Source organism: uncultured Bacteroides sp. (genome assembly GCF_958445495.1).
Taxonomy (GTDB): domain Bacteria; phylum Bacteroidota; class Bacteroidia; order Bacteroidales; family Bacteroidaceae; genus Bacteroides.
In genome coordinates this window covers 39,423-62,067 of the sequence record NZ_CAUCSQ010000010.1, presented here as the reverse complement: position 1 = coordinate 62,067, position 22,645 = coordinate 39,423, and the positions used below count along the sequence as shown (strand labels likewise).

General features: G+C 44.6%; 14 protein-coding genes. 3 read left to right on the top strand and 11 right to left on the bottom strand.

Annotation, left to right across the window (positions count from 1 at the left end):
• Positions 1 to 85 precede the first annotated feature (85 nt).
• Together Q5076_RS05380 and nifJ are read left to right on the top strand one after the other, a co-directional pair.
• Entirely contained in the window at positions 86 to 1,264 is a 1,179-nt protein-coding gene (locus tag Q5076_RS05380) for an ATP-binding protein (RefSeq protein ID WP_303011431.1), read from the top strand.
• A 33-nt stretch (positions 1,265 to 1,297) separates the two neighbouring features.
• Entirely contained in the window at positions 1,298 to 4,846 is a 3,549-nt protein-coding gene (nifJ, locus tag Q5076_RS05375) for a pyruvate:ferredoxin (flavodoxin) oxidoreductase (protein ID WP_303011429.1), read from the top strand.
• Positions 4,847 to 4,969: 123 nt separating this feature from the next.
• Here the strand turns inward: nifJ and Q5076_RS05370 are convergent, their stop codons facing one another.
• Together Q5076_RS05370 and Q5076_RS05365 are read right to left on the bottom strand one after the other, a co-directional pair.
• Entirely contained in the window at positions 4,970 to 5,959 is a 990-nt protein-coding gene (locus Q5076_RS05370; protein WP_303011427.1) for a hypothetical protein, read from the bottom strand.
• 157 nt (positions 5,960 to 6,116) lie between these two features.
• Positions 6,117 to 6,416, bottom strand: coding sequence for an NVEALA domain-containing protein (locus Q5076_RS05365; protein ID WP_303011426.1), 300 nt, complete (start codon positions 6,414 to 6,416; stop codon positions 6,117 to 6,119).
• Positions 6,417 to 6,496: 80 nt separating this feature from the next.
• Here Q5076_RS05365 and Q5076_RS05360 point away from each other — a divergent pair, with 80 nt between their 5' ends.
• Positions 6,497 to 6,718 (top strand): hypothetical protein, encoded by a 222-nt coding sequence (locus Q5076_RS05360; protein ID WP_303011425.1) that lies wholly within the window; start codon positions 6,497 to 6,499, stop codon positions 6,716 to 6,718.
• A 153-nt stretch (positions 6,719 to 6,871) separates the two neighbouring features.
• Here the strand turns inward: Q5076_RS05360 and Q5076_RS05355 are convergent, their stop codons facing one another.
• From Q5076_RS05355 to Q5076_RS05315, 9 genes are all read right to left on the bottom strand, one after another.
• Positions 6,872 to 7,735 carry a glycine betaine ABC transporter substrate-binding protein gene (locus Q5076_RS05355; protein WP_303011524.1) on the bottom strand — a complete coding sequence of 288 codons (864 nt, stop codon included), beginning with the start codon at positions 7,733 to 7,735 and terminating at the stop codon, positions 6,872 to 6,874.
• A gap of 20 nt (positions 7,736 to 7,755) precedes the next feature.
• Positions 7,756 to 8,580 (bottom strand): proline/glycine betaine ABC transporter permease, encoded by an 825-nt coding sequence (locus Q5076_RS05350; protein ID WP_303011424.1) that lies wholly within the window; start codon positions 8,578 to 8,580, stop codon positions 7,756 to 7,758.
• On the bottom strand, positions 8,577 to 9,803 hold the full coding sequence (locus Q5076_RS05345) for a glycine betaine/L-proline ABC transporter ATP-binding protein (RefSeq protein WP_303011423.1): 1,227 nt from the start codon (positions 9,801 to 9,803) through the stop codon (positions 8,577 to 8,579). The genes Q5076_RS05350 and Q5076_RS05345 overlap by 4 nt, the downstream gene beginning before the upstream one ends.
• A 257-nt stretch (positions 9,804 to 10,060) precedes the next feature.
• On the bottom strand, positions 10,061 to 10,399 hold the full coding sequence (locus Q5076_RS05340) for an MGMT family protein (RefSeq protein WP_303011521.1): 339 nt from the start codon (positions 10,397 to 10,399) through the stop codon (positions 10,061 to 10,063).
• A gap of 113 nt (positions 10,400 to 10,512) precedes the next feature.
• On the bottom strand, positions 10,513 to 13,254 hold the full coding sequence (locus tag Q5076_RS05335) for a substrate-binding domain-containing protein (protein ID WP_303011422.1): 2,742 nt from the start codon (positions 13,252 to 13,254) through the stop codon (positions 10,513 to 10,515).
• A gap of 291 nt (positions 13,255 to 13,545) precedes the next feature.
• Positions 13,546 to 15,972, bottom strand: coding sequence for an alpha-amylase family glycosyl hydrolase (locus Q5076_RS05330; RefSeq protein ID WP_303011419.1), 2,427 nt, complete (start codon positions 15,970 to 15,972; stop codon positions 13,546 to 13,548).
• A 26-nt stretch (positions 15,973 to 15,998) separates the two neighbouring features.
• Entirely contained in the window at positions 15,999 to 17,870 is a 1,872-nt protein-coding gene (locus Q5076_RS05325) for a SusE domain-containing protein (protein ID WP_303011418.1), read from the bottom strand.
• A 19-nt stretch (positions 17,871 to 17,889) separates the two neighbouring features.
• On the bottom strand, positions 17,890 to 19,533 hold the full coding sequence (locus tag Q5076_RS05320; RefSeq protein WP_303011415.1) for a RagB/SusD family nutrient uptake outer membrane protein: 1,644 nt from the start codon (positions 19,531 to 19,533) through the stop codon (positions 17,890 to 17,892).
• Positions 19,534 to 19,545: 12 nt separating this feature from the next.
• On the bottom strand, positions 19,546 to 22,620 hold the full coding sequence (locus tag Q5076_RS05315; RefSeq protein ID WP_303011412.1) for a TonB-dependent receptor: 3,075 nt from the start codon (positions 22,618 to 22,620) through the stop codon (positions 19,546 to 19,548).
• Positions 22,621 to 22,645 lie beyond the last annotated feature (25 nt).

The following is a 22,645-nucleotide window of genomic DNA, read 5'->3' as shown; positions in this document are numbered from 1 at the left end:
CAATTAAATACACAATTTTGCCATCTCTACTTTGCAAATCCTAAAAAAAACACTATATTTGCCCCCCGAAAAACAAAGAACTGAAATGGAATCATTCTATCGCACACACGCTTACCTTGTCGAGCACACCAATGCCCCCGTTCGCCGCGACCTCATGGACGAGATCGACTGGAGCGACCGCCTGATTGGTATTAAAGGGACACGTGGTGTAGGAAAAACCACCTTTCTTCTCCAATATGCCAAGGAGAAATTCGGGACCGACCGTTCTTGCCTGTTCATCAACATGAACAACTTCTATTTCTCCGGCCACAGCATCGTGGACTTCGCCAATGAATTTCAGAAACGCGGTGGAAAAGTTCTTCTGATTGACCAGGTATTCAAGCATCCGGAATGGAGCAAAGAGCTCCGCATGTGCTACGACCGTTATCCGAATCTGAAAATCGTATTCACCGGTTCGTCCGTAATGCGGCTGAAAGAGGAGAATCTTGAGTTGCGCGATATCGTGAAAAGCTATAATCTGCGCGGATTCTCTTTCCGTGAGTTTCTGAACCTGCAGACCGGAATGAAATTCCGCGCCTACAGCCTTGAAGAAATCCTCAGTACCCATGAGCAGATTGCCAAAGGAGTGCTTTCCAAAGTCCGTCCGCTGGACTACTTCCAAGATTACCTCCATCACGGGTTCTATCCCTTCTTCCTGGAGAAACGCAATTTCTCAGAAAACCTGCTGAAGACTATGAACATGATGGTGGAAGTGGACATATTGCTTATCAAACAAATTGAGCTGAAATATCTCTCGAAGATAAAAAAATTACTATATTTGCTGGCTGTCGACGGCCCGAAGGCTCCGAATGTCAGCCAGTTGGCAAGCGACATACAGACATCCCGCGCCACGGTGATGAATTACATCAAGTATCTGGCGGATTCACGCCTCATCAATCTGGTTTATCCGAAGGGAGAGGAATTTCCCAAGAAACCGTCCAAGATTATGATGCATAATTCCAACCTGATGTATTCCATTTATCCGGTCAAAGTAGAAGAGCAGGATGTACTCGACACTTTCTTCGTCAATTCTTTATGGAAGGACCATAAGGTACATAAAGGAGATAAAAACGTCTCATTCATGGTGGACGAAGTGATGCCGTTTAAAATTTGCCCGGAAGGCACAAAAATAAAAAACAACCCGGACGTGACGTATGCGTTGCAAAAGGCGGAAATAGGCCGGGCTAACCAGATTCCTCTGTGGATGTTCGGTTTCTTATATTAAAAAGATTTATTTACTTAAATATTTAATTTAGTTATGACTAAACAGAAGAAATTCATCACTTGTGATGGTAATCAGGCTGCGGCACATATCTCGTATATGTTCTCTGAAGTAGCAGCTATCTACCCCATCACTCCTTCTTCGACTATGGCAGAGTACGTAGACGAGTGGGCTGCTGCAGGACGTAAAAACATCTTCGGCGAAACGGTATTGGTACAAGAAATGCAATCGGAAGGCGGTGCTGCCGGTGCGGTTCACGGTTCTCTTCAGGCCGGTGCGCTGACAACGACCTACACTGCTTCCCAGGGTCTTCTCCTGATGATTCCCAACATGTACAAAATTGCCGGTGAATTCCTGCCTTGCGTATTCCACGTATCGGCCCGTACATTAGCCAGCCACGCTTTATGTATCTTCGGCGACCATCAGGATGTGATGTCTGCCCGCCAGACAGGTTTTGCCATGTTAGCCGAAGGTTCCGTACAGGAAGTTATGGATTTGGCAGGTGTCGCTCATCTGGCTACCATCAAATCCCGTGTTCCTTTCATGAACTTCTTTGACGGTTTCCGTACTTCTCACGAAATCCAGAAAATCGAGATGCTGGAAAACGAGGACCTTGCTCCGCTAATCGACCAGGAAGCGTTGGCGGAATTCCGTGCCCGCGCACTGAATCCGATGAATCCGGTAGCCCGCGGTATGGCTGAAAACCCCGACCACTTCTTCCAACATCGCGAATCATGCAACAACTACTATGAGGCTGTTCCCGCTATCGTAGAAGAATACATGAACGAAATTTCCAAGATTACCGGCCGCAAATACGGTCTGTTCGACTATTACGGTGCAGAAGATGCAGAACGTGTAATTATCGCAATGGGTTCCGTAACCGAAGCTGCCCGTGAAGCTATCGACTACCTGACGGAGAAAGGTGAAAAGGTAGGTTTGGTTGCTGTGCACCTGTACCGCCCGTTCTCTGCCAAGCATTTCCTGGCTGCCGTTCCAAAGACTGCCAAGACAATTGCCGTCCTCGACCGCACTAAAGAACCGGGAGCTAACGGCGAACCGTTGTATCTCGATGTCAAAGATTGTTTCTACGGCGTAGAAAATGCTCCGGTTATCGTTGGCGGCCGTTACGGTCTGGGTTCTAAAGATACTACTCCCGCACAGATTATCGCAGTGTTCAAGAATCTGGCTATGCCGATGCCGAAGAACCACTTTACTATCGGTATCGTAGACGATGTCACTTTCACTTCTCTTCCTCAAGAAGAAGAAATCGCTTTGGGCGGTGAAGGCATGTTCGAGGCTAAATTCTACGGTCTGGGTGCCGACGGTACGGTAGGCGCCAACAAGAACTCTGTGAAAATCATCGGTGACAACACCGACAAACATTGCCAGGCTTACTTCTCTTACGACTCCAAGAAGTCCGGAGGTTTCACTTGTTCCCACTTGCGTTTCGGCGACACTCCGATTCGTTCCACTTATCTGGTAAACACTCCGAATTTCGTAGCTTGCCACGTTCAGGCTTACCTGCACATGTATGATGTTACCCGCGGTTTGCGCAAGAACGGTTCTTTCCTGCTGAATACGATTTGGGAAGGTGAAGAACTGGCAAAGAACCTGCCGAACAGAGTAAAGAAATATTTCGCACAGAACAACATTTCCGTTTATTATATCAACGCGACTCAGATTGCTCTGGAAATCGGTTTGGGCAATCGTACCAATACTATCCTGCAGTCTGCATTCTTCCGTATCACAGGCGTTATCCCTGTAGAACAAGCTGTTGAGCAGATGAAGAAATTCATCGTCAAGTCTTACGGCAAGAAGGGTGAAGACGTCGTTAACAAAAACTATGCAGCCGTTGACCGTGGTGGTGAATATAAGCAACTGACCGTTGACCCGGCATGGGCTAATCTGCCGGATGACGTAAAATCGGAAAACAATGACCCTGCATTCATCAATGAAGTGGTTCGTCCTATCAATGCGCAAGACGGCGACTTGCTTCCCGTATCCGCATTCAAAGGTATTGAAGACGGTACCTGGCATCAGGGAACGGCTAAATACGAGAAACGTGGCGTAGCTGCTTTCGTTCCTGAATGGAGTCCTGAAAACTGTATCCAATGTAATAAATGTGCTTACGTTTGTCCTCACGCTGCCATCCGTCCGTTCGTTCTCGATGCGGAAGAACAAAAGGGTGCTCAGTTCGAACAACTGAAAGCTGTAGGAAAGGTATTCGACGGCATGACATTCCGCATGCAGGTAGATGTCCTTGACTGCTTGGGTTGCGGCAACTGCGCCGATGTTTGTCCGGGCAATCCGAAGAAGGGCGGCAAGGCATTGACTATGAAGCATCTTGAAAGCCAACTGGCTGAAGCTGCCAACTGGGAATACTGTATCAACAACGTGAAGAGCAAACAACATTTGGTAGACATTAAGTCTAATGTTAAGAACTCCCAGTTCGCTACTCCGTTGTTTGAGTTCTCCGGCGCTTGTTCCGGTTGCGGTGAGACTCCGTATGTAAAACTGATTTCCCAATTGTTCGGCGACCGCGAAATGGTTGCTAACGCTACAGGATGTTCTTCCATCTATTCCGGTTCGGTTCCTTCCACTCCTTATACCAAGAATGAAAACGGACATGGTCCCGCTTGGGCTAACTCCCTGTTCGAGGACTTCTGCGAATTCGGTCTGGGTATGGAGCTGGCTAACGAGAAGATGCGCGCCCGTATCGTGAAAGTGATGAACGAAGCAATCGAAGCCGACTGCACTCCTGCTGAAGTCAAAGAGTTGTTCGCCGAATGGATTAACAATATGCTGGATGCCGACAAGACTAAGGAATTGGCAGCTAAGATTATTCCGATTGTCGAAGCTAACAAAGATAAATGCAATCACTGCAAGCAAATCGCCGAACTGAAACAATATCTTGTTAAACGCAGCCAGTGGATTATCGGCGGTGACGGTGCTTCATACGATATCGGCTACGGCGGTCTCGACCACGTTATCGCTTCCGGCAAAGATGTCAACATTCTTGTTCTGGATACCGAAGTTTACTCCAATACAGGAGGACAATCTTCTAAAGCTACTCCGGTAGGCGCTATCGCCAAATTCGCCGCTGCCGGCAAACGTGTACGTAAAAAAGACCTCGGCCTGATGGCTACCACTTACGGTTATGTATATGTCGCTCAAATCGCTATGGGCGCTGACCAGGCACAAACCCTGAAAGCACTCCGCGAAGCTGAGGCATATCCCGGACCTTCTCTGATTATCGCTTATGCTCCATGTATCAACCACGGCCTGAAAGCCGGTATGGGCAAGAGCCAGGCGGAAGAAGAAAAAGCTGTTAAGTGCGGTTACTGGCACTTGTGGCGTTACAACCCGGCTTTGGAAGCAGAAGGAAAGAATCCGTTCCAACTGGATAGCAAAGAGCCTAACTGGGAAGACTTCCAGAACTTCTTGAAAGGTGAAGTACGTTACGCTTCCGTAATGAAACAATACCCGAATGAAGCAGAGGAACTGTTTAAGGCTGCTGAAGAAAACGCTAAGTGGCGTTACAACAGCTACAAACGCCTGGCTAAAGAAAACTGGGGTGCTGAATAAAGAGCTATTTTAAGAAAGAAAAGGCGGAATCCACAAGGATATCCGCCTTTTTTACACAATGAGTAAAAATATCTTTAATCAATATAGCTTCAGCTCACCCGGCAAACTAGGGGAATTCGTGCATTACAAGATAGTGTACTTCAAAAAGCCGTCTTCAAATACATCACTATTATAACCATATATAATTCCGTTCTCTTCATCTACATCAAATGCATACAATAGAACGTCCAGTTCGTATTTGGCAACAGAATGTCCTGAATAATCAAAAACTTCAATAAAACATCCCTTTTCCTTTTTAGGACATCTTATATAGAAATACCGCTTACCGGCAACTAATTCACGCTGACAGAATTTGGTTTCTTTGACATTATTCACTATTATATGAGGTACTACAGTATTATCAATAAGTCTTTTGCAGAGCTTCATATCGCTCACTCGATAAAAATCTATTTGCTTTTTATAGGTATATGCATAGATTATTAGAGAATCGTTAGCTGCCAAATATCCTCTATTCTCATCAAAAAATAATTCCTTCTGCTTTTGCTCAATCAAAATCCGTCCCGTTACCTGCATGGTATTCAAATTGACTTTCTCTATGTTAAGTTTATAGGGAAACGTACTATATATAAATAAAGAATCATTGATAACATTCATATAATTGACTATTCCATCAGAGATAGGTAGTCTAATTTCTTTCTCAAAAGACATATGGTTATTATCCAACATAAAACATTTGATAAGAAATGGAGTGTATCCCCAAATATAAACTTTATCAGAAACAGTTTTACACAATGTGGGAGGTATTTGAAATTCATCTTTTCCTCCTCCTTTAACCCCACCTTGATAAACACAATGAAATTCCGGAAGTGAATATTGATATAACATAGCATCATTGTTTCTTGAAGCTGTTACAAAGAGATTTCCTTTTTTTATCTCTATTCCATCAGGAGAGAATATTTCATTTACTCTTATTTTCTCCCCATGAAAAAATTTCTTCACTGGAAAGGTCTCCATTGCCTGTGAAGATACCTGCCTTTGTGCACAAGTCTGCCCGCTGCATGCAATAATGATTAAAGTATAAATAAGCAATAAACAAGTTTTATTTTTCACCATATAATTTATTCTTTCTAAAATGACTATCTTAATTCAATAAATAAGCGTAGATAATCCTGTCTCTATCATTTAGAGGGTTTTAGCCCGAAGAACCAGTTTTTATGCATAAAAAAATGATATTTTTCAATGAATAATAAATCTATAGGCTATAATAAAGTTACCATCCCGGTAGATTAGGAAAAGAACCTGCACAGGTAGAAGCACCCATACTCGTAGTAGATTTTACTGTATGGCAGTCACTGCACGACGTAACATACAATGCGGGTTCGTCCGGTAACAATGTTGTACTAGTAAAAATGTAACACTGTTTAAACCCTCCAGCAAACTCATAATTTGCCAAAGCCTCCACATTAAGAAGTGTCAACTGAGCTAATTCATTTTTTGAATTATGCGTCACATAGGTGCCATAACAAGCAACAGCTATAACCAAAGCAGCTAAACCATAATTTTTTTTCATCTTGATAAGTTTTTAATTTGTTATTCTATGTATTTCCTGTAAATGTACCGGTTTATTAGTTGCAAATAATATATTACTCTATGTTATTCAACAGATTACGTATAATTTATTACTGCTGCTTGTGGTGTTACAACCCGGCTTTAGAAGAAGGCAAGAATCCGTTCCAATCGGATGGCAAAGAACCGAACTGGAAAGAATTCCAAGGTTTCATGAGGGGAGGAGTTCGTTACGCTCCTGCAATGAAACAATATTCTGCAGAAGCTGAAGAACTGTTCAAAGGTGCTGAAGCAAACGCTAAATAGCGTTACAATAGCTACAAACGTGGCTATGCTGAATAATTAATCACACTCTGATAGATATAAAAATGGAAGTCATGCATTGAGCAGACTTCCATTTTATATGTTCAATCCTTTTCTTATGTCTAAATCGATTCCGAATAAAGAATTGTACCGACCTTACTTTTTTGATTCCGGAATCCAGCTATCCACCAATTGCCGATGTTCATTCCGCCATTTACGCGCTATCTCCTCTTCGTCCATCCGGGCGTCTTTCATTGCTGTCATGAAAGAACCCAACTCTTCTGTCGTGAGTTTCATATTGCCCAGAAAACCGGCAGCAAACGGGTCCGCTTCCCTGAAACCTTTCCATGCAACGGCATGTATCCCTTCAAGGTCGCCGTACACTTTCTTCGGGTCATTCAGGAACTTCAAATCAAACCGGTCGAACATCCAATGAGGAGTCCAACCTGTAATGACAATCCATTTGCCTTTATCCATCGCTTTTTTCAAAGACGCCAACATCGTCGAACTGCTGGAAGTCATCAGCGTATAACCGTCCAATCCATAAGCCGACATGGCTTTATCCGTTGTTTTCATAATTCCCGCACCGGCATCAATTCCTACAATTTCAGCAGAAAAACGTTCCTTACTGGCTGCCAGTTCACTGATGGAATCGATGGTGACGTACCGGGGCACCACCAATCCTACCCGCGCTTCGCCATACATCTCTCCCAGAAATTCAATGCTGTCTCCATATTGGGACAAATAATCCTTCATGGTTATCGGCAACCAGGTATCCAGAAACACATCCGTATTCTTGCCGGAGACAGATACGAAAATAGGTGCAAGGTCTGCATTCTGCAATTCGACCTCATATCCGTATTCTTCCAGCACGACTTTAGCCAGATTGCTCATGGCTATTCCTTCCAGCCAGTTAGCATACCCTATCTTTATCTTTTTCCTACCGGACCCCGTACCGCCGCACGATGCCAATAAAAGCAGTGCAGACAATACGATTCCTGCTATCTTATATATTCTTATGTGCATTTATACCTCCCGCTTTATTTTTTATCCTTACGGCCTGCCATCCCTTGCGTGATACGGTCTAAGATTATAGCCAGAATGACAACGGCTATGCCGCCTTCAAACCCAAGCCCGATTTTCATTTGGGTGATTCCTTTCAACACAATTTCCCCCAGGCCGCCGGCAGCAATCATGGCAGCGATTACAACCATGGAAAGCGACATCATTATTGTCTGGTTAACTCCGGTCAGAATGGTAGGCAACGCCAATGGGAGCTGTACCTTATACAGCAATTGCCAACGGGTAGCGCCGAACGAACGGGAAGCTTCCACCACATTCTGGGGAACCTGACGGATTCCCAGCCCGGTAAGGCGTACCACCGGAGGCATGGCAAATATGATTGTCGCAAAAACTCCGGGTACTGTCCCTAAGCCGAAGAACAGAACGGCGGGAATCAGATAAACGAAAGCGGGCATAGTCTGCATCAAGTCCAGGATAGGGCGGACAATCTGGTTCGCACGTTTATTGTTGGCCGTCCAGACTCCCAGCGGCACACCGAGAATCAACGCCAGGCAGGTAGATGAGAAAACAAGGGCCAACGTCTGCATGGTAGCTTCCCAAAAGCCCATGCCGTATATCAGGAGCAATCCCAATACTGTAAAAATTGCTATTCCCCGTCCTGCTTTTATCCATGCGACGGCAGCAAGCACAAGAATAGTCAGATAAAAAGGGATTCCGAAAAGGACATGCTGGAATCCTGTTATAAAGCTTCCGATACCGACATTCACGGCATCAAAAAAAGTTGAAAAATGTACCATCATCCAGTTGATGGCTATTTCTATATATTGTCCTATATTTATCATAAATCTATTGCGTTTTGAATTATTTCATTTATTTCGTCTTTATCTTTTCCCGTCACCTCTATAATCAAGGATGAAAGGGGAATGGTGCCGAGAAATTCACGTGATTCGTCAATCACCCAAACAGGTGAATTGCTCTTTGTCATCAAAGGCAGGATGTCTTCCAGCACCGTATCGTACAAGACGGAATGTACTTCTTTACGTATAACGGGCTCTATGGACTTTTCCTGCCTGCTGCGCAAATGAAGCAGGTCTTTCAAACGTACTTCTCCCACCAATTTATCATCGGCGTCTACTACCGGCAACACGGTGATGTTCTTCGCACGCATCTTACGAATCAGCACTTCGGGACCTTCTTTTTTCAGACGTGCCACCAACGGTTTGTCAATCATCAGGGAAGAGGCGGTTATAATCTTACTTCTGTCCACATTTTCCACGAAACGGGCTACATAGTCATTCGCCGGTTCGGTCAGGATTTCCTCGGAAGTACCCACCTGAACGACTTCACCGTCTTTCATGATGGCAATCCGGTCGCCCAGTTTGATTGCTTCGCTCAAGTCATGGGTGATAAAGACAATTGTTTTTTTCATTTTCGACTGTAAAGCAAGCAATTCATCCTGCATCTGTACCCGTATCAGAGGGTCAAGGGCGGAAAAAGCCTCATCCATCAACAGCACTTCCGGATTGTTGGCTAAAGCACGGGCAAGCCCCACACGTTGCTGCATTCCGCCGGAAAGTTCGCTCACCATCTGGTCTTCATATCCTTTCAGCCCCACCAGTTTCATACTTTCCATCGCTTTCTTTTCGCGTTCTTCTTTTTTCACTCCCTGGAGTTCAAGGCCAAACGCGATATTATGCAGTACCGAACGGTGTGGCAATAACCCGAAATTCTGAAAAACCATCGCCAGCTCTTTCCGCCGGACTTGCAACAGTTCTTTTTCCGAAGCTTTGGATATATCTACTCCGTTGATTAACACCTGCCCCGAAGTGGGACGAATCAAACGGTTGATGCACCTCAACAAGGTTGACTTCCCACTACCGGAAAGCCCCATAATCACAAAAAACTCTCCTTCATTAATCGAGAGATTGGCATTTTTCACGCCTACCGTACAACCGGTACTCTGAAGAATCTCCGCTTTGCTCTTATTGTCTTTCAACATTTTGAGCGCTTTCTGCTTCTCATTGCCGAAAATAAGATACAAATCTTTTATCTCTATTTTACTCATATAATAAATTGGTTTAGATTAAATATTCACTTTATTCCAACTTGCCGTGTTGTCATTCTCAACAATAATAAACAAATCGGGCGTTCCGTTGGTTCGCCCGTACAATGTCATTACCTGACAATCCGAAGATTATCGGAACAATTTTCTCTACTGGCAGGATTATTTTAAAAGAAAATACGCAAAGAAGAGGATAACAGCACTCTGTTTTATATAATATGGAAATAAAAAGACGGGAAACAGACTGATTTATACAAACTCTATTCAGAATCTGAATAATTCCAAAGATGTTTTTTCAAATCCACATACCCGTTTTTCCTGAAAGCGACTTTCTCTTCCAGCAAGAGCCGTTTTTGTTCTTCCCAACCGGGCACAAGACGTCCGGACGCATTGACTACCCGATGGCAAGGCAACGCCAACTCTTTCGGGACCTGTTTCAACACACGTCCTACCATACGCGAACATTGCGGCACTCCCAACAAAGCGGCAATCGCTCCGTAAGTAGACACTTTACCCGCAGGAATTTCCCGGACAACCTGATATACTTCCCGGCAAAAAGAGGCGGAAAGCCTGGCTTTATCTGTTTTATAATCTTTCATCATTATCTTTACTTACTTCCGGATTTACTGTTCTACGGCATTATCCACACCCCGCCGTATTGTCTCGGAGATTACTCCCTTGTAAGATTGCAACCGTAATATCCGATGTTCTCCTACCCTCTCCTTTTCAACAGGTCTGTAGGACTCTCACCGAACTGTTCTTTATAACATTTGGCAAAATAAGAAGGAGAGCTGAAACCGACTTCATATCCGATTTCCGCTACTGTCATGTCCGAAGAGGCTAACAAAGAAGCTGCTTTCTTCAAACGGGCGATACGGAGCAGTTCATTAGGAGAATAATTCGTCAACGACTTTATTTTACGATAAAGCTGCACACGGCTTAATCCCATCTCTTTTCCCAAATCTTCTACATTCAGTCCGGAATCTCCCATTTTCTCTTCAATCAAGGTTTTGAACTTTTCTACGAAATTCTTATCCATATCACAGACATTCTCTTTCGCCAACGTTTGCCCGTCACCAAAAAATTCTTTCAAACGACGATGGGAATCTATCAAATTACGAACACGCACCAACAGTAATTGCGAACTGAACGGTTTGGATATGTAAGAATCCGCTCCACCGTCATATCCCTGAATACGCTGCTCGTCCAAAGAACAGGCGGTCAACAGAATCACCGGAATATGACAGGTTTGGAGCTCGCCCTTTAAACGGCGGCAACATTCCACACCGTCAATTCCCGGCATCATCACATCGGAAACAATCAAATCCGGAACATATTTCATCGCTTTACGGATGCCTTCCGAACCGTTTGCCGCTTCAATTACCACATAGTCGGAACAAAGCAATCTGCGGACATATAAACGAATATCCGCATTATCATCAATAATAAGTACGGAAGGTTTGGAAGAATCATATTCTTCTTCCCCGTCTTCTTCGACTGCCGGGACATCAATGGCGGCTGACGGCGCAAGTGTCATAGGAACGACTTTTTCCCCCGAATACGTTTCGGAAACTTCCACAGGCAGGTCTACCGTAAAGACGGTTCCCTGTTTCTCATCGCTTTCTACGGAAATCACGCCTCCATGCATTTCCACAAAAGCCTTTACCAATGCCAATCCGATTCCCGAACCGGCATGATGCATATCTATCTTGTAAAAACGGTCAAAAATATTCCGTATATGCTCTGCAGAAATCATACTTCCCGTATTGGCTACGGTAAACCGGAACCACCGTTTATCCTCTTTGTCCAAAACCGACAAACGAACTGTCACTCTTCCATTCTCCGGAGTAAACTTAAAGGCATTTGAAAGAAGATTAAAATAAATACGTTCCAATTTTTCCACATCCGCCAAGGTATGATAGTCTGTATCGGGCATGCTATCAAACGAAAAACGGATGTGCCTTTTACGGGCAACTGCCTGAAAAGATTCGTTCCATCCTTCAAAAGACGAAAGGATATCCACCGGAACAGGCGTATATTCCATCTTCCCGTTTTCATATTTACGGAAGTCCAATATCTGATTAACCAGACGCAGGAGGATGTCTACATTACGCTGGACCAGCATCAACATCCGGCGCTGGTCTCCGCTCAGCGTTCTATCTGCCAGCAATTGCTCTACCGGATCGGCTACAAGCGTCAACGGAGTACGGAAATCATGGGAGATATTGGTGAAGAAAACCAATTTTGCATGAGTAGCCTCTTCCAACTGATGCGAAAGCTGAATCAACTGGTCACGCTGCATTTCCAACTCGTCACGTTGTTCTTCCAACTGTCTCTTCTGCAAAGACAGCTCTCTGTTCAACCGGTTTTTAGAACGAAGAGACTTATAAACGACAAGTAATAATCCCGCCACTAACAAAAGAATCAGCAAACTCCCATACATGATAACCTGTTGGGTAGCCACTCTCGAAAGATACCCTCCGATACGCCCGTTCAATGTTTCGATTTTCCGGTCCAGCTCTGAAATATGGGTGGTTTGAAGTTGCATGATATGCGCATTGGTATAATCGACAACCGCCGTATTCATTACTGTCTCACGAGGATAAGGTTTCTTCTCCAGAATATTCATAGCCAACTGCATCACTTTATCGCCATTAGTCGGATAGATGAAAGTTGCGTCCAGCACACTGTCAAGCACTAATTCCAATCCATTGCCTTTACCCGGCAAGGCATCGATGCCGACAAAAATCATTTCTTTTTCCCGCCCTGCCTTCTTAGCCGCCTGATAAGCTCCCGGAGCTATCCGGTCGTTATGGGCATATACCGCATCAATCTTCGGATGCTTGCGAAGCATACTGTCCATTTCCACTTCCGCCGGTTTACTCTCCCAGGCTGCATCCGCTTTGTCAATCAGCCGTATATCCGGAAAACGGCTGATAGCAGCCATAAATCCTTGATGACGTTCCATAGCGGGAGTGGAGCCGCCTAGTCCCGTCAGCTCCACGATATTTCCTTTTCCCTTCAAACGGGATGCAAGGTAATTGCCTACCGCACGGCCAATCTCATAATTATCCGCTCCGATATAGGCCGTATATTTATCCGAAAGGATTTTCCGGTCGACCGTAATCACCGGAATGCCTCTCCGGTACACCTCTTCTACAATCGGAGTGATAGGCGCCGCCTCATTGGCTGAAATAATCAAAAGGTCTACTCCCTCATCCATAAAATAATAAACATCTTCCACCTGCTTGCGGTTATCGTCCCCGGCAGAACGGATTTCAACCGACACGCCGTCATAAAACATCGCTTCACGAAGAAGCTCATCATTCATCTTATGCCTCCATGAATCATCGCTACACTGAGCTACGCCGATACGGAAACGGGGAGTATCCTGCCGGCAGGCAGTCATTCCGACAAGGCTAAACAATAAAACCACCCACTTAATATATTTCATCACGATATCTTTCTTCTTGCAACCTGATAACAGAACAGCTTTATTCGCCCATTCAAATACGGCTATTCCATTATACAAACGGTTTGTTACAGAACAAAAATACGAAATAAAACAGTATATTCTTCAGTCTGTCTTCAATTATTATTGTAAAAAGCGCAATAAGAAGCCCATACAGGGATATAAACAGCCCTATAACGAAAAAAGCGAGAGTACCCGTTTCCGGATACTCTCACCCAATGATTCCCGCCTCCGAATTCGTTTGTTACGGCGGCAAATTGTTCTATTTATTTTTTACGGTTGGAAGCTGGTTCCCAAAAAGAAGCTATGCGGATTGACAGTGATACTGCCTGAAACGTTCTCGCCGGACATATAATCATATTTAATTTTAGAGTCCAAAGAATAAGTGCTTGTTTCGTTACCGAAATTCCCGACAACCACCAGTTCTTTATCACCGTATTTCAAATGAATGGTGCGCGGCTTGTTTCCTGTCCAATAATCATTCGTAACCTTCCATGAGAAAGATGCATTCTGTCCGAACAAATCAGCGTGCTCCTTGCGCAATTGCAAAAGTCTGGCATATACATTATATAGGTTCCGGCGTGCCGGTTCATCATAATATTCCCAATGCAGCGGTTTCTTGGCGGTTTTATTATCTTCCGTGCCCAGCGTTTCATCATACCCCAATTCTCCAAACTGCCAAATCATTTTCGGTCCCGGAACAGTAAAACAGAAGGCGGCATTCGCAGCAAGCTGGTTCATGCGGACAGTAAGCTCCGTACCGATATCATCGGCCCCATAAGCTTTTGCCTTATATGCCACCCGCTCTTCATCATGGCTTTCCATAAATCCTACCCAACCGCCGAAATGGATAGTATGTTCGCCGCTTTGCGTCAGATTGGTAAACGAGCTTCTCTCCTGCCATCCCATACCGGACTGGTAGTAACCGTCCTCTGCCGTATTGCTTCCTTTACGCCAACACTGTATGCCTGCCAACGCAAGAACATTTTCTTCCGCCCAATCCGCCCAGTGTTCGCAAATCATCACGGCTTCCGGGGATACGGACTGAATCGTATTATAATAATCCCGCAAAATACTGATACGTGAGTTGTCATAAGCCGAAGCATCATAATTTCCATTCGTGTTTTGAGTAAATCCTTTGGTTAAATCGAAACGGAATCCGTCGATATGGTACTCGTCAATCAAGTACTTCAAATTACGTTTCACGAAATCCCGCACCAACGGACTTTCATGATTGAAATCATGGAATACGCTGAAATCATGAGGAGCGTCGACATTGAACCACGGATTGTTTTCGGCTGTTTTATTGTTTTCCGAATCCCAGTACAAACGGGCAAAAGTATTGCTTCCGGTAGCATGGTTATAAACTACGTCAAAAAGCACCGCAATCCCCCTCCCATGGCATTCGTCTATAAATTTCTTATACATATCGGGAGTACCGTAGGCCTTGTCAAGCGCAAAATAGAACGTAGGATTATATCCCCAGCTATCATTGCCTTCAAACTCTTGCACGGGCATCAATTCGATAGCGGTCACTCCTAATTTCTCCAGGTAATCAAGCTTCTGATATGCTCCCTGCAAATCGCCGGTCTCGCTAAAATCACGCAAAAGCAATTCATAAATCATCAGATTGTTTTTATCCGCTATTTTGAAATCGTCATGAGCCCATGCATAACTGTCTTTCTGTATTTTAAAGACTGAAACGACGCCTGCCCCTTTGTCCGGGTAAATTCGTTGTGACGAAGGATAGGTCGATTCGGGGATATAGGAATCACTGCTTGAATCAAGTATCTTCTCCGAATACGGATCGGCTATGCGCAGTTCCGTATCTTTCTCTCCTTCTATCGTGCTTTTCTTACCCAGATAATATTGAAACGCATATTCTTTAGTGGCGTCCAGGCCGCTTAAAGTAATCCACCAACATCCGTTCTGCTCATCATAATACATTTGGGAATTTTCATCATTAGTGCGTTTCCAATTGTTAAAGTCGCCCATCACATAAGCATAGTCATAGCAGCGTTTTCCCGTTTTATCTTTTTCATACAATACCAAAGCCACCGTGCTGTTATCTATAACATTGATGCCGTGCTGCAATCCGGAGGGCATGGGAGCAAATACGACTTCAGCCGGGGTAAAACTACTGTATTTATTATCTTCAATATCAACGTAAGTATCTTCCTCTATCCCTTTCACTCCGTCGGCCGTACGGATAATCAACCCCAACTGTTCGACAGGAGTGGAACCGCTTCCGAACCAGTCGCGTATAGAAGGTGAAAGGGTGATTTTCCATACATTCTCTTTCACACGGGACATCTTGCACTTATCGGCATTTTCCGTCCAAGCCGCCGGCACATACATCCAGGTTCCTTCCGAATAAACACCGGCATGCAAGTAACATACATCATCGTATCCTAATAACGGGCATTCCTCTTCCCCGTCCGCAACTTCCCGGCCTTCGGCATAGAAATAGATTTCCAACGGTTCGTCCGCATCAGGCAACTCGTCCGTCTCGGCTTTCGGATTCAGGTTGAAACCGAATTTCAGCAGACTTACGTCGATATCATCGTCTTCAACGGGCTCTTCCTCCTCAGCTTTTGTGAGAAGATTCAGTTTATCGGAGTCTATCCACTCGTCACTGCATGAACTGATATAAGGTGCAGTGAACAACAGCAACAACAGATATATAAAATATTTTTTCATAAGATTCTTCTTTTGTTATGGATAAATTACTCTTTAATGACTATCACATAAGGAACCGGTTCATTGAAATACCAACGTACCTCATAAATACCGGTCTGACTTACGGTAAACTTGGTATTGTCGACAGCATCCGTTTCGAAATGCCCTTCCATATTTTGCGGAGTCACTTCCATATTCAGTATTTGGGAACGTATCTGCCAGGTATTTCCGGCCTGCATGCTTACCCCTTTCTTTTGTAAATACCATTTAGCGCTGTTTTCATCATAAACAATACCCATTTTCGAATCATCCCCGAAAGAGTGGTTGTTGTGGTCTCCCAATAACATCCATGACTTCTCTTCATTGCTCATGGTAAGGCGTCCGTCATTCGGATTAAATTCCACCATATAACTGGTGTTATTGTCACCGCCGTAATCGAGTACATTGCTTCCGTTCCCTTTTGTCATAATTCCATCTTGAACAGGCGCGCCCCACTGATTGCCGGACCAGTCCGCCTGTTCCGTTATCTTCCATCCGTCTTGTCCCGGATTGCCTCCTGTCAGATTGTTTGCCACGATATGCCCTTTATACGTTCCGCCGTCCGTCTGGTATAGCCGCTGGCTTTTATCGAAGTTCCAATCACAGTAATTTCCGATGAAATAAAAAACCGGGGAAGTTTCTTCGCTATTGTCATAAGTCACGGCAGCCGTTTCAGTCTCCGAGAAGATGCCTGTCTCCGTATTGCTGAAATATGCCCTTACCCGGAACTCAAGTTCGTGTTCTGCGGCAAGCACAGATGCACCGTGTGCAATCAGCAAATATTTTACAGCTTTGCCGACCGCCGCATTGTCTATGGACAAATTTGTATCGGTCAAGCCGCTTCCCAACACTGTTTTCTGTGAGAACGAGGCTCCTTTTATATCCATTTCCACCTGATACTGCGCTCCTTCCACCGCACTCCATGCCAGTGAATAATCCATATCGGATGTCAAATCCAGGCTTTCCGGTACAGTGAGCACAGGAACGGCTACATAAGGAACAAGAATCACATTGAAAGGAGCGGAAGACAGCGCTTTGACATAGCCGCTTTTAGTAGCGGAAACAGAAAGGCTGATTTCGGTTTTACCCACTTGCCTGCCATACTTGGCTAAAAGGCTGACAAGCGCATCATTCAATTTCTCATGTGTCAAGTTGCATGACGTTTCCTTGGTTGTCGATACCGTAACCCTTTTACTCCAATTATATTCTTCATCTTCCCCCGGCAAATTCATTTCCACCGAATAGGTTATGCTCGCATTATCTCCCAAATAGGCTTCCTGCCAAGAGAGAAGCAAGGCTGTTTCTTCTTTCCGGTCGGTTGATAAGGCCAGTTCTCCTTCAACGGCGTCTGACGTTATAACAGCTCCTTCATATCCCGTATTTTCATTATCATAGGGAATGACGACAGAAGAAACGATGTTTGAAACAAGGGCTGTTTTAGCATCCGAAATGGTGGAAGTGACACGAAATTCCAGATTGGCGGGACCTACGGTATATACTCCGGCCTCATCCGTATAGTTTTGGAACAATGCCAGCACATAATCATTCAGTTCCTTATTAGTAAATGACGCGGAAGAAGCGTTTCCCACCGTGGAGGATAACACGACTTTTTTATTTCCGAAATTGCCATCACCTTTTATATCCATTTCCAGATTGTTAGTCACCGATGCGTTATATCCCATTTGCGGCGCACTCCACCGGAACGTCAACGCGACTTCATCTTGTTTCAGCTTATCTATAGCATACGTTTCCGGTAGAGCCTCCAGCACGGCCGGAAGAGCCTGCCCGTCGTTATAATAGGCTTTATCCAAATCGCTTTCGCATGCCTGAAGCAAGCAGGCTACGGCAAATACGCCTATGTATCCGTATATTGTTTTCATATATATTCTGATTTTTAGATTAATAACCTTCGTTCTGTTTTAAATTGCCGTTGACGCTGATATCGCTTACAGGTATAGGGAAAAGGTTGTATCGGCTGTCTACTCCTACTCCGGTGACAACTCCCCCTTTTTCAGCCCACGTATAAGTGCCTGAGGTGAACAGCCCGTAACGAATCAAATCCGTACGGCGAGTAGCCTCCCAATAAAGTTCACGGCAACGTTCATTCAAGATATTTCCATAAACGACGCTCGCCGTACTGCCGTTAATCGAAGCCGATGCCCTCAACCAGTCCGCATCTACTTGGCTGTAGCCTGTATTGGCACGCTTACGCAATTCACGGACATATTCCACTGCCTGCGCGTCGCTGCCTCCCTGTCCGCCACGGGCTACAGATTCGGCATACATCAAATACACATCTGCCAGACGGAAAAGCGGAAAGTCCGTATCGGGAAATGTCGAATTCTTTCCGGGAGTACCGTCGCTGTTCAGGTTAGTAAACTTAAATACCGCCCAACCTTCCGTGGTAAATGTTCCGATGGCTGATGTCGTTATATCGAGCGAGCGCCCCGTACTGTAAAAAATAGCGCGGTTATCATGCGCATTCAGATTATCGGCAGTCCACGCCGACTCTTCCGCTTCATACTCGAATGCACGTATCAGACTCCCCGTAGAACGGAAACCATCCCATCCGCCACTGCATCCGTAGTTGGCGACAGTACCTTCACTGCTTGAGCGCGAGCCTACAATGATAGCTCCTATTCCGTAAGATTGAGTCGTATTCCCATCTGCCAGTACCGGGAAAATAATTTCTTTATTGGCGTCGGCATTCTCTCCGTTATTGGCCATGAAGAGTTCGGCATAATTATCGGCAAGCGAATAATCGCCGCTTCCCAGAATATAATTGCAATAAGTGATGCAATCGTCATAGCGTTGTACCCCTGTATATATTTCTGCATTAAGATACATACGGGCCAGCAAGAACTCAACGGTATGCTGGTCGGCACGTCCGTATTCATCTGTCTTTTCCGGAAGAAGCGTACGAATATCGGCAAGCTCTCCCTCCAACCAGTTGAACAGATCTTTACGCATTATCTGTTCAGGGATTGAAGCTGCACTCTCTTCTGTCGCAAAAGGAGGGTTAGCAAATGCATCCATCAGCACATAGTAGGCTAAAGCACGGCAAAAACGCGCTTCAGCAGCATAGCGTTCCCTGTCTACTTCGGCAGGCGCATTCTCCAATTGCCGTAAGAAGTCATTCGCAATGCTCACAATATACATGGCACGGTGATAAAGGCCTTCCATCGACTCTACCTTAGCCGTATTCCAGGACAATTCGTTAACTTGCGAAACCCAGCTATCCGACCAGGCGCATTTCGCTTCATCGGTAGTATTTTCCTGTAAAGTCCACCAACATCGCAAAAGTACCGTATTACCGGCATTCAAATCACTCAAATCTGATGAACCCGCATCCTCTTGTCCGGAAAGGGCCCATACCGAATATATCTTTTTTAATCCTTGTGTATAACCCTCAGGTGTAGAATAGGCATCCCCGGCCGTCATCACATTCGGGTCGAGAGGCATCACGTCCAAATCACCCACACAACCGCCAAGCAAAGTAAAGGCGGAAACTAATATAGCCGATTTTATATAATAGAATTTCATAATACTGACGAATTAAAAGTTAAGATTGATTCCAAGAGAAAATGTACGCGGACGCGGCCAAATATTTTGGTCTATGGCATTGCATTCCGGATCAAGCCCTGAATACTTTGTGATGGTGAACACATTTTGTACCGATGCGCTGATACGTCCGGACAACTTATCGGTGAACAACTTTTTAAAAGTGTATCCTAACGTAATATTATCCATTTTCAAAAACGAAGCGTTTTCAAGGAACAGGTCGCTCGCCTTTTGCTCAGTAGAATTCGTAAGCGTAAATCCGGTACTTTCTACTGCTGTTTTATAATAGTTACTGATAGAGCCCTGATTCGAGAAAGCGTTTAAAGAGCTGTTATCCGCCGCACTGGCATTATAGACGTAGTTTCCGATACTGGCACGCAGGTTAAAGCCCAAATCCCAGTTCTTATAAGTAAACTGCGAGCTTAACCCCATATATACATCTGCCATCGGGCTCTTTTCAGTCATGTACCGGTCGTCATTCGTAATTTGTCCGTCATTGTTGCGGTCTACTACCGCATTTTGTACAGGTTTTCCATTTTCGTCATATACTTGTTGGAAAAGCCAGAAAGTAGACGGAGCATAACCAACCTGGTGTTTTTGTAACACTGTTCCGCTGTTATAAGAAGCGGAACCTGCATCGATTCCTTCATAATCAGGATTGTAAGTAGCTGTCAATTTGGTGATTTTACTGGTATTCCAAGTAAGATTATAACCCAGTTCCCAAGAAAAATCCCTGGTCTGTACGGCAACGGCATTGATGTTAAACTCCAATCCCTCGTTTTTCATCGAGCCTACATTGGCGGTTATCATATTGGTAAAATTACTTCCAGCCGCCACGCTTACCGTATTCAACAAATCTTTGGTCCGTTTCTGATAATATTCAATACTACCATTGATACGGTTGTTCAGGAATCCATAATCTACTCCTACGTTATAAGTCGTGGTCTGTTCCCACTTTAGGTCGGGACTGTAACCGTCCGGTTTCAACAGATATGAGCCTAAATATTGTGAGGTCGTGTTGTTTCCCAAAGAATAGGTCGTTATGTACAGATAATCATCGATTTCCTGCTGTCCGGTCACTCCATATCCGATACGTAATTTCAAATTGGATAATACGTTACGCGCCTTTTCCATAAACGGCTCATTGATAATGCTCCAAGCTAATGCCGCTGAAGGGAAAAGTCCCCAACGGTTATTCTTGCTGAAACGTGAAGAACCGTCCTGACGTAAAGTGGCTGTAAGCAAATAGCGTTCTTTAAAACTGTAGTTTAATCTCCCGAAAAAAGAAACCAGATAGTTTTCTTTCAGTGAAGGAGTATTATTGTTTTGTATGTAACGCTCTTCTTCGTCATTATAAGTCCATCCTTCCTTACTACCCGCATTGTCGATGACATTCGATTTATAAGTATTCAGGTCTCTATAATAGAAATGCTGCCAGGAATATCCGGCCATTACGTTCACATTACTTTGGATGGATGAGAGCTCTTTCGAATAATTCAGGTAAAAATCCAATAAATGATTACGGCGAAGATTACTCCAGTCGTTACCGCGTCCGATATTCTTGAAATCACTATCTTTGGCTGCCTGGAAAGAACCGGGATTATTGTAATTTCCTCCTGTCGTTTTCGCCACGTCGTATCCCAGATTCAAATTGGCATGCAAATCCTCCAATCCGTGTACTTTATAGTCTAACTGGATATTTCCGAGACTTCGTTTGGTTGTTCCCGCATTGTCCACATCGTAAAGCAATGACAACGGATTAGCAGAAGAAAGCGTATTGGGCATATTTTCCCCGCTGCTCCAGTTCCAATAGCCATTGTAGTTATAAATGTTGCTGGCGTATGACGGGTCTTCCGTATCAATACCGTAAATAGGTTTGGTCGGGTCGAAAAAAGCTGCGGCTCCCACTGCTCCCGAATCTGCAAAACGGTTTTTATTTATCGTTCCTTTTACATTAATATCTACGCTCAAATGATTATCAAAGAATTTGGGGTTCAAATTAACCGATGCGGTATATCTTTCATATTTGGAAGTCTTGATAGTACCCCGTTCATTATTATAACCTAAAGAAACCCGAAAAGGCATAACTCCGGCTTTTCCCGCCACGGATATGTTCTGGTCCATACTCAAACCACTTTGATATATAGCGTCTTGCCAGTCTGTGGACTGTGAAGGATAAAGATTTATCAAGTCACGCGCCGCATCGCCCAAAGCAGTACCTTCGGCGTATTGGTTCATCACCGTACGGCGAAATTCGTCGGCATTCATGGTTTCAATACGCTTATAAGGGTCTTTAAACGTATAGGTACTGTTATACGTCACTTTTACTTTGCCTTGCGTCCCTTTTTTGGTAGTAATAATGATAACGCCGTTTGATGCACGCGAACCATAGATGGCGGTTGCCGAAGCATCTTTCAAGACGGTAAAAGTTTCTATATCATTCGGATTGATGGTAGACAAGGCATTCGTGGTTCCCGGAGCGGCATCATTGGATACGGGAATCCCATCTATCACAATCAACGGGTCGTTACTGGCATTCAGCGAAGAACCGCTACGGACACGTATGGTAGAACCGGCTCCCGGCCCTCCGTCACCTTGTGCTACCGACAGTCCCGGAACTTTGCCCATCATCAACTCTTGAGGTGACGTAACGGCCCCTTTATTCATTTCTTCCGCTTTGATGGCGACTACCGAACCGCTTAAATCTTCTTTCTTGACAGAACCGTATCCGATAATCACCACATCGTCCAACTGCTTGGAATCATCTTTCAAAACAATGTTCATTTGTGCGGCAGCCGGTATTTCCTGCGTTTTATACCCGATAAAGGAAACAACAATGATATCTCCTTTTTTAGCCTGCAATTTGAATTTTCCGTCTATATCGGTAATGGTCCCGTTTGCAGTGCCCTTTATCAATACATTTGCCCCGATAACGCCTTCTCCGGTAACGGCATCTTTTACGAGTCCGCTTACAGTCAAATCCTGGGCGACAGCTTGTACCGTAAACACCAGACTCGCCAAAAGCAATAGCATTATTTTAGCCGGTTCACTAAATATTCTTGTTTTCATGTTATTAAATAAGTTTGCTAAAATA